Origin of the sequence: Streptomyces scopuliridis, from assembly GCF_042790125.1 — a bacterium.
GTDB lineage: Bacteria > Actinomycetota > Actinomycetes > Streptomycetales > Streptomycetaceae > Streptomyces > Streptomyces scopuliridis_A.
The window spans coordinates 553,859-560,941 of sequence record NZ_JBHTZS010000001.1 but is presented as its reverse complement, the minus strand read 5'-3'; the positions used below and the strand labels follow the sequence as shown (position 1 = coordinate 560,941).

Here is a 7,083-nt window from a genome sequence, read left to right as displayed (position 1 = left end):
GGCACGGCACCGTAAGGGTGCCGTGCCCGTCCACGCACAGGGAGCGATCTGTCGCGCCGCGCCCGCCGCGGTGTCAGCCGCAGTGGCGGAATGCCTCCGTGGTGCCGGCGGTGGTGACCAGGCCGGAACTCTGGTCGAGGACCACGATGGTGGCCGGCTGCGTCTGTCCGCTTCGGCAGTCGCCATACCCGATGTACTGCCATCCCGGCAGGGTGCCGTCAGCGCGGGCCGTCAGCGGATAACCCAGCGAGTACGGCGCGACGGTGTTGATCCCGACGGCGTAGAACCGCACCACGCCGTTGGGCGAGAGCCCGCTGCCGGTGGCGTACAGGTACCCGCCCGCGCCGTCGAGCGAGGTGAAGAGAGACACCCCGCCGCGCGGTGTGGCACCCGGGTCGGCCAGCCGCCAGGGGGCGTTGGAGTTGTCGCCGCGCGCCTGGTCACGGCCGGCCGGCGGAACACAGACACGGTCCGAGGGCCGTGATTCGCGCCAGACATAGCCCTGCTTGCAGGTGTCCGGCCCGTAGATGCCGCCGTTCGGCTCGCGTCGCGAGGGGCCGAGCGAATTCTCGGTCATGGTCTGGGAGCGGATCTGCGGCGTCACACAGACCAGGTCGGCCGGGACCGCCTCCCGCCACACGTAGCCCGTCGCGCAGGTGTACGGCCCGTAGGGCAGGTCCGCCGCCATGGCCGGTGAGCCCGTCGCCACCAGGCCCGTCAGCAGCGTCACCGCCGTGATCAGTCCTGCCAGTACGCGCCGCAAGGAGCCGGGGCCGGCTTCCTCCGCGACGCTTCCTCTGCCATGCATGTGTCCTCCTCGGTCGGTTCGTCAACGCGGTGCGGCCGGAACCGGCCGCAGAGCCTGAGAAGCAGCGCACAAGCCATTGCGCATTGCGCTGTGGAACGTACCGTTGGGGCACCGTCATGTCGTGAGTAGTGTGATACTCAGCCCTCAGGAATGGGCAGCGGACCCGCTGGGCGGGCTGATCGGCGCGGAAGGGCTTCCGATGGAGGACCAGAAGCAACGTCCGGGGTCACCGGAGCCTTCTGAGCGCGGGCCCCAACTGCCCCCGCACTCCTGGCCGTTCACCGGCCGGGACGGAACACTGAGCGAGCTTGCGTCGTTGATGGAGGCATCGGCCTCGCCCGCCCTGCTGATCACAGGACCTGCCGGCGTCGGCAAGACACGGCTGGCGCGCGAACTGCTCTCCAGGACCGTTGAGTTACCGGAACGAGTGCTGGTGGCATCGGCCACCGAGAGCGTCGCACGCATCCCCTTCGGCGCTCTGGCACACCTGTTACCGGCGACGTTGCCCGCCGCGGACGGACGTCCCAATCTGCTGCGGCTCCTCGCCGACGCGCTGTTCGCCGATGTCCGCGACGGACAGCGGACCCTGTTCGTCGACGATGCGCATCTGCTCGACGACGGCTCGGCCGCCCTGCTGCTGCAGCTCACCGTACGCGGCGGCACACGGATCGTTCTCACCGCACGCTCCGGGGTGCCGGTGCCGGACGCGATCGAGGCACTGGTACGCGGGAACTACGCCCGCCGGGTCGACGTGCCGCCCCTGGGTCCGGATTCCGTCAGCCGCCTGCTGGAACGGACGTTGGGCGGCCAGGTGCAGACCGCGACCGCGCGTCGGCTGTGGCAGTGCAGCGGCGGCAATGTGCTCTGGTTGCAGCAGCTCGTCGACGCCGGACTCGCCTCCGGGAGGCTGACGGTCGTCGCGGAGGTGTGGCGCTGGCAGGGACCGTTCCAGCTCAGTACGCAGCTGATCGACCTGGTCGGCCGGCGCATCGGGCAGCTCTCCTGGCCGGTGCAGTGCGCCGCGGAACTACTGGCGCTGGGGGAACCCCTCGGTGTGTCGGTCCTCGAACGCCTGAGCAGCGCCGCCGTCATGGACGAACTCGACCGCCGCAATCTCATCGTCAGTGAGGAGGACGGCCGGCGCACACAGGTGCGGCTGGCTCATCCGCTCTACGGCGAGGTGCTGCGCCGGCAGACGCCCCCTCACCGGCGGCGGCGGTACTGCCGGGATCTGGCGACGGCGGTCCAGCGGACGGGTATGCGGCGGCGCGACGATCCGGCGCGGGTCGGCGGCTGGCGGCTGGAAGCCGGCGATCTCAGCGATCCGCGGTTCCTGCTCTCCGCGGCCGACCATGCCCTTCTGACAATGGACTTCACCCTGGCGGCACGGCTGGCCCAAGCGGCCTGCGATGCCGGTGGCGGTGACCCGGCCCGGCGAGCGCTGGCCGTCGCGCTCGGCTACACCGGGCACGGGGTACGGGCGGAGCAGGTCCACAGCGGCCTGCCGCAGACCGTCACATCCGAGCGCGATCAGTTGCAGTCGGTGCAACTGCGGGCCGCCAACATGTACCTGTCCCTCGACCGGCCCGCCGACGCGCTGGAGTTGCTGCGCCGTACGGAACAGACCATGACCGACGCGGCCGCGCGTGCGGAACTGGCCGCGCTGCAGGCCGTCCTGTTCGCGACGCAGGCCGACTGGCCGGCGTACGCTCAGGCCGTCACCCGCGCCCGGCAGTGTGCGTCGCCGGGGCCGCGGACGACGGTCAGGATGCACTACGCGGAGTGTGTTGAACAGTTCTGCCACGGTCGGACAGGGGCCGCGTTACGGCTGATCGAATCGGCGCTGCCGATCCTGTCGGGCGAGGACGACATACCTTTGCTGCACGCCGGCCTGCTGAGCTGGCTGTCCAACGCCCAGGCTTTCTCGGGACGGCTGAGCGAGGCGGAAGCGACCGCCGTCGCCGAGTACCAGCGGGCACAGGACTCCAAGTGGGTGGGCGGCCAGGGCGCCTGGCAGTTCTACCTCGGCAGGATCGCCGCCCGCCGGGGACGTCTGCGCTCGGCCCAGCGGCACATGCGCGAAGCGGCCTCCACACTGCGTGACGACACCACCTGGGGCCAGCAGGCGCTGCTGCTCGGCGAATGGGCCACCATCGAGGCGGTGACCGGCAACGCCGCCAGGGCGCGGACACTGCTGGACCAGGCGCATCTGGCCCGGGTGGAGTCCTACCGTATCCTGCACATCCTGGCGTTTCAGATGGCCCAGCCGTGGATCCTGGCCGCTCAGGGCCGCGTCCGCGACGCCGCGCGACAGGCGTTACGCGTGGCCGAGAACGCCCGGCACCAGCAGGCCCTGCTCTGGGAGGCGGAGTTACTGCACATACCCGTACGCCTCGGCCAGTCCGCGGCCGTCTCCAGTCGGCTCGTCGAACTCTCCACCGCCTCCGACACCCCGCACATCAGGATCTACGCCGCACACGCCGTCGCACACGCCGCCCGCGACGCATCCGCCATGGAGGAGGTCTCCGCCGCGTTCGACACCACCGGCATGCACCTGCACGCCGCCGAGGCCGCCGCACAGGCGGCGCGCCTGTGGTCACGCAAAGGAGAGCCCGCGCACGCCCAACAGGCTGCCGACCGCTGCCATCAACTCGCGCGCCACTGCGAGGGCGTCATGACCCCCGCCGTTCTCGCCTGCTGGACTCCCGAACTGACCGACCGCGAACGCGACATCGCACGCCTTGCCGCCGCTGGGCAGAGCAGTCGGTATATCGCGCGGCAACTCGGCATCACGATCCGTACCGTGGACAACCACCTCTACCGGGTCTACCGCAAGACCGGTGTGACGGGTCGGAGCGAACTGCCGAAGGTTCTCACCATGGCTCTCCCCGAGGACTCCCGCGAGGCCGGGGAGGGTCTGGAGAGCGTGGAGGGTGCGGAGGGCTGACGTCGGCCGCGCCGGCGACCACGACCAGGTGCTGACTCCGCTGCGGCTGATCGTCCGTCAAGCTCCGTTGTCAGTGCCTCCCCATAGTGTGAAGACATCGCTCGGGGAGCCTCGGAGAAGGAGCAGAAGCATGTCCGCACACAAGATCCAGCACAAGGTGAATCACGTCGCGCTGGTAGTGGACTGTTCGGGATCCATGCGTCAGCACCAGAGTCAACTCATCCGTGTCGTGGACGAGTTCGTGGCGGGCTTGAAAGCCGAGTCGGACAGCCTGGGTCATGAGACCCGCATCAGTCTCTACTCCTTCGACCACAAGGTCGAGAACCTGGTCTGGGACATGGACGTGAAGCACCTGCCGTCCATGCGGGGGCTGTACAAGGTCAACAATGGCGCCACGGCCCTCATCGAAGCCTCTCTGAAGTCCCTGGACGACCTGGGCCACATCTGGGAGGCGTACGGCGAGCACAGTTTCCTCCAGATCGTGGTGACGGACGGCGAGGAGAACGCCTCCGGCGGCGACCGGCGACACGACGGCGACATGGCCATCCTCGGCCCCTGGCTCGACAAGATCGCGGCGAAGATGGGTGCGCTTCCGGGCCACTGGACTTCCGCGATCCTCGTTCCGAATTCCCTGGCGAAGCGAACCGCCCAGAACTACGGCTTCCCGGCGGGAAACATCGCCATCTGGGACGCGGATTCCCGGGAGGGGGTCGAGGAGGCCATCGGTACCGTGCGCGCTGCCGCCACCAGCTTCCTCCGTGGCCGCGAGCAGGGCGTGCGCGGCACGAAGAACCTGTTCGCGGTCGGCCAGGACATATCGGTCGATGACGTCCGGGCGAACCTCGAACCGGTCCCGGCCGACCGGTATCGACTCCTGAAGGTCGACAGGGAGGTCGAGATTCGGTCCTTCGTCGATTCGCATCCGGGTGTGACGTACGAACGCGGTTCGTGCTACTACCAGTTGGGCACGCGGGTTCAGGTTCAGCCCGACAAGGAAGTCATCGTGGTCGAGAAGGACACCGACCGTGCGTACACGGGTGACGCGGCGCGCAGTCTGCTGTTCGGCACGGGTATCCAGGGGACGGTCTCCGTAAAGGCGGGGCACAATCCCAAGCTGGAGGTATACGTGCAGAGCCGTTCGGTGAACAGGAAGCTCAAGCCGAAGACGCGTCTGCTCATCATGCTCTGAGATTCACGCCAAGGGGCCCAGGGCCTGTCCGGCGGATGACTGGTTTCCGAGGATCTCGGGTCCAGGGGTTGAAGCTGCCGTTGCGGCAGTTTCCACCGTCGTGACCAGGGCCGGAAACACCGGCCCGGCGAACACACGTGCAGGTCGACGAGGTGGACGCCCTGCGGGGCCACCACCATCGCCTCCTCGCGGAGCGGGACCGGCTCGACGCACTGGCCGGCACCGTCTCCCGCACGATCGCCGAACTGGAGCAGTCCAGGAAGGACGGTAACCCCATGACCATCAACCGACCGGAGAACCTCTTCGAAGGCGTGACGCCCTCCCAGTACGAGGACAACATGCGCGACTACCCCGAACTCGCCCAGGAGGTCGGACGACGCGCCGCAACGATGACCCAGGCCGACGCCGACGCCGCGCACCGTGAGCGCACGGCACGGATGATCCGGCTGGCCGAACTCATGGCCGCAGGCCACCCCGCCGGCGCCGCCCCCGTCCAGTCCGAGATCGACACCCAGTACCAGGCACTGACCGAACTGCGATCCGTCTCCGCCGAGGACTTCCGGGCCATCGGACGCTCCATCGTCGACAACGAGACGTGGCGCGCCGCATACGAGTCCATCGCCCCGGGTCTCGCCGCGTACCAGCGCGACGCCGTCGAGACCTACGCCGCCACCCGGCTGAACTGAAACACGGCGCAACCGCCATCGGGGAGGACCACGATGGCGGTTGCGCTGTGTCTGGCTACGCGTCGCGGGCGGGGACGGCTCGCACGACTATGAGGGCGGCGGCCAGGCACACAGCCCCAGCGACCGCCATTCCGGATGTGGGGCCGAGAGCGGCCATCACCCCGGTGGCAGCGGCCAGAGTGAAGGTTTCCAGACTCATCCGTGCCGTGCTGAACAGTGCCGCGCCCGCCCCTCCGCGATGGGAGGGCACGTAGTGGAGTGCTTGGCCGTCCGGGACGCCCTGGGTCAGCCCGAGACACAGCCCGATGACCGCGGCCGCGACGAGCAGGGCGGCCGGGTGGTGGCTCAGCTGAAGGACGACGGCGGTAACGGTGCAGGCGAGCAGGGCAGTTGTCACCAGCGGTCGTGCCCATCGACGGGCGATCCGCGCGGCAAGGAGCGGAAGGACGGTCGATGGAACGGTCAGCAGGCTGAGCATGACCGCTGCCTCGCCCGCGCCCATGCTCTGGGCAGAGCCCAGCTGAGGGAGCACGGTCAAGCCCACCACGAGCACGCCCATGAAAGCGCCGGTCGCCACGGCGTACGCGCGATAGGCGGGGATACGCAGCAGGTCCAGGGGGATCGCGGGATCAGACGCACGGCGTTCCACCCGGACGAGACCGGTGGCGGCGGCGACCGCGATGAGAACCAGTGTGCCTGGCGTCCACCACCGTACGCCGGCCCCGAGGCCCAGGCCGAGTGCGGTCACCGCGGCGGCGACGATCACACCGAAGAGGGCAGCACCGGCGAGGTCGAAGTGGGCGGGCAGCTTGTGGTTGCGGAGGTCCGGGAGTCCGCGCGTGGCCAGGACGGCGAGGGCGGCGACAACTCCCGGCGCGACAAAGACGAGTTGCCAACCTCCGACGGCCATGAGGACCTGGGCGACGACCGGCCCCAGGGCCAGGCTGCTGCCCAGCACGGCGCCCGCGTAGCCGTACACCCGACGCCGTTCCTCCGGCGGGTACACCGCCAGGATCATCGCCGATCCACCGGCGGCGCACATGGCCGCGCCGACACCGGCGACCGCGCGAAGGGCCACCAGAGACAACAGGTTCGGTGCGAGGGCGGACAGGACACCGGTGACCGCGACAACGATATTGCCGATGGCGAAGAACCGGGTGCGTGCGCTGCGATCCGCTGTCGCCCCCGCCAACAGCAGCGCCGCGGCGAAGAGCCCGTTGTAGGCGAGGACGATCCACGGACCCAGCCCATCCGTACCGGGAAGCTGGGCGGTTACATCGGGGACGGCCGCTGTCGCGCCAGTGATGGCGAGGGGGAACACGGCCGTGGAGATGAGGTCAGCGACAAGGACACGCCGACGTTGACGAACAGACAAGGCGAACAAGGGGTGCGCTCCGGAAGAGAGAAATCCGAGCGCCACGAAGGCGCTCCTGGCCAGAGGTCAGGAGCGACG

4 protein-coding genes and 1 pseudogene are annotated in these 7,083 nt (G+C 69.3%); 3 read left to right on the top strand and 2 right to left on the bottom strand.

The features are described 5' to 3' along the window. Nucleotides 1-73: 73 nt before the first annotated feature. The gene (locus ACFRKB_RS02280) at nucleotides 74-808 is read right to left on the bottom strand and encodes a hypothetical protein (protein WP_383102535.1); all 735 of its coding nucleotides are present in this window, start codon (nucleotides 806-808) and stop codon (nucleotides 74-76) included. A 121-nt stretch (nucleotides 809-929) separates the two neighbouring features. Here ACFRKB_RS02280 and ACFRKB_RS02275 point away from each other — a divergent pair, with 121 nt between their 5' ends. The 3 genes and pseudogenes from ACFRKB_RS02275 to ACFRKB_RS02265 all read left to right on the top strand — a co-directional run. Beyond that, nucleotides 930-3,755: a helix-turn-helix transcriptional regulator gene (locus ACFRKB_RS02275; protein ID WP_383102534.1), complete on the top strand. Its 2,826-nt coding sequence runs from the start codon at nucleotides 930-932 to the stop codon at nucleotides 3,753-3,755. A gap of 130 nt (nucleotides 3,756-3,885) precedes the next feature. After that, complete coding sequence (locus ACFRKB_RS02270; protein WP_383102532.1) at nucleotides 3,886-4,944, top strand: vWA domain-containing protein; 1,059 nt, start codon at nucleotides 3,886-3,888, stop codon at nucleotides 4,942-4,944. 140 nt (nucleotides 4,945-5,084) lie between these two features. Continuing rightward, nucleotides 5,085-5,630, top strand: a pseudogene (locus ACFRKB_RS02265) (TipAS antibiotic-recognition domain-containing protein); the annotation flags it as partial. Between the two features lie 55 nt (nucleotides 5,631-5,685). Here the strand turns inward: ACFRKB_RS02265 and ACFRKB_RS02260 are convergent. Further along, nucleotides 5,686-6,951: an MFS transporter gene (locus ACFRKB_RS02260; protein WP_383102530.1), complete on the bottom strand. Its 1,266-nt coding sequence runs from the start codon at nucleotides 6,949-6,951 to the stop codon at nucleotides 5,686-5,688. Nucleotides 6,952-7,083: the final 132 nt, after the last annotated feature.

Excerpts from the sequence above, each read along its gene's own strand:
- ACFRKB_RS02270 (WP_383102532.1), top strand. The coding sequence starts at position 3,886 with ATGTCCGCACACAAGATCCAGCACAAGGTGAATCACGTCGCGCTGGTA.
- ACFRKB_RS02280 (WP_383102535.1), bottom strand. The coding sequence starts at position 808 with ATGCATGGCAGAGGAAGCGTCGCGGAGGAAGCCGGCCCCGGCTCCTTG.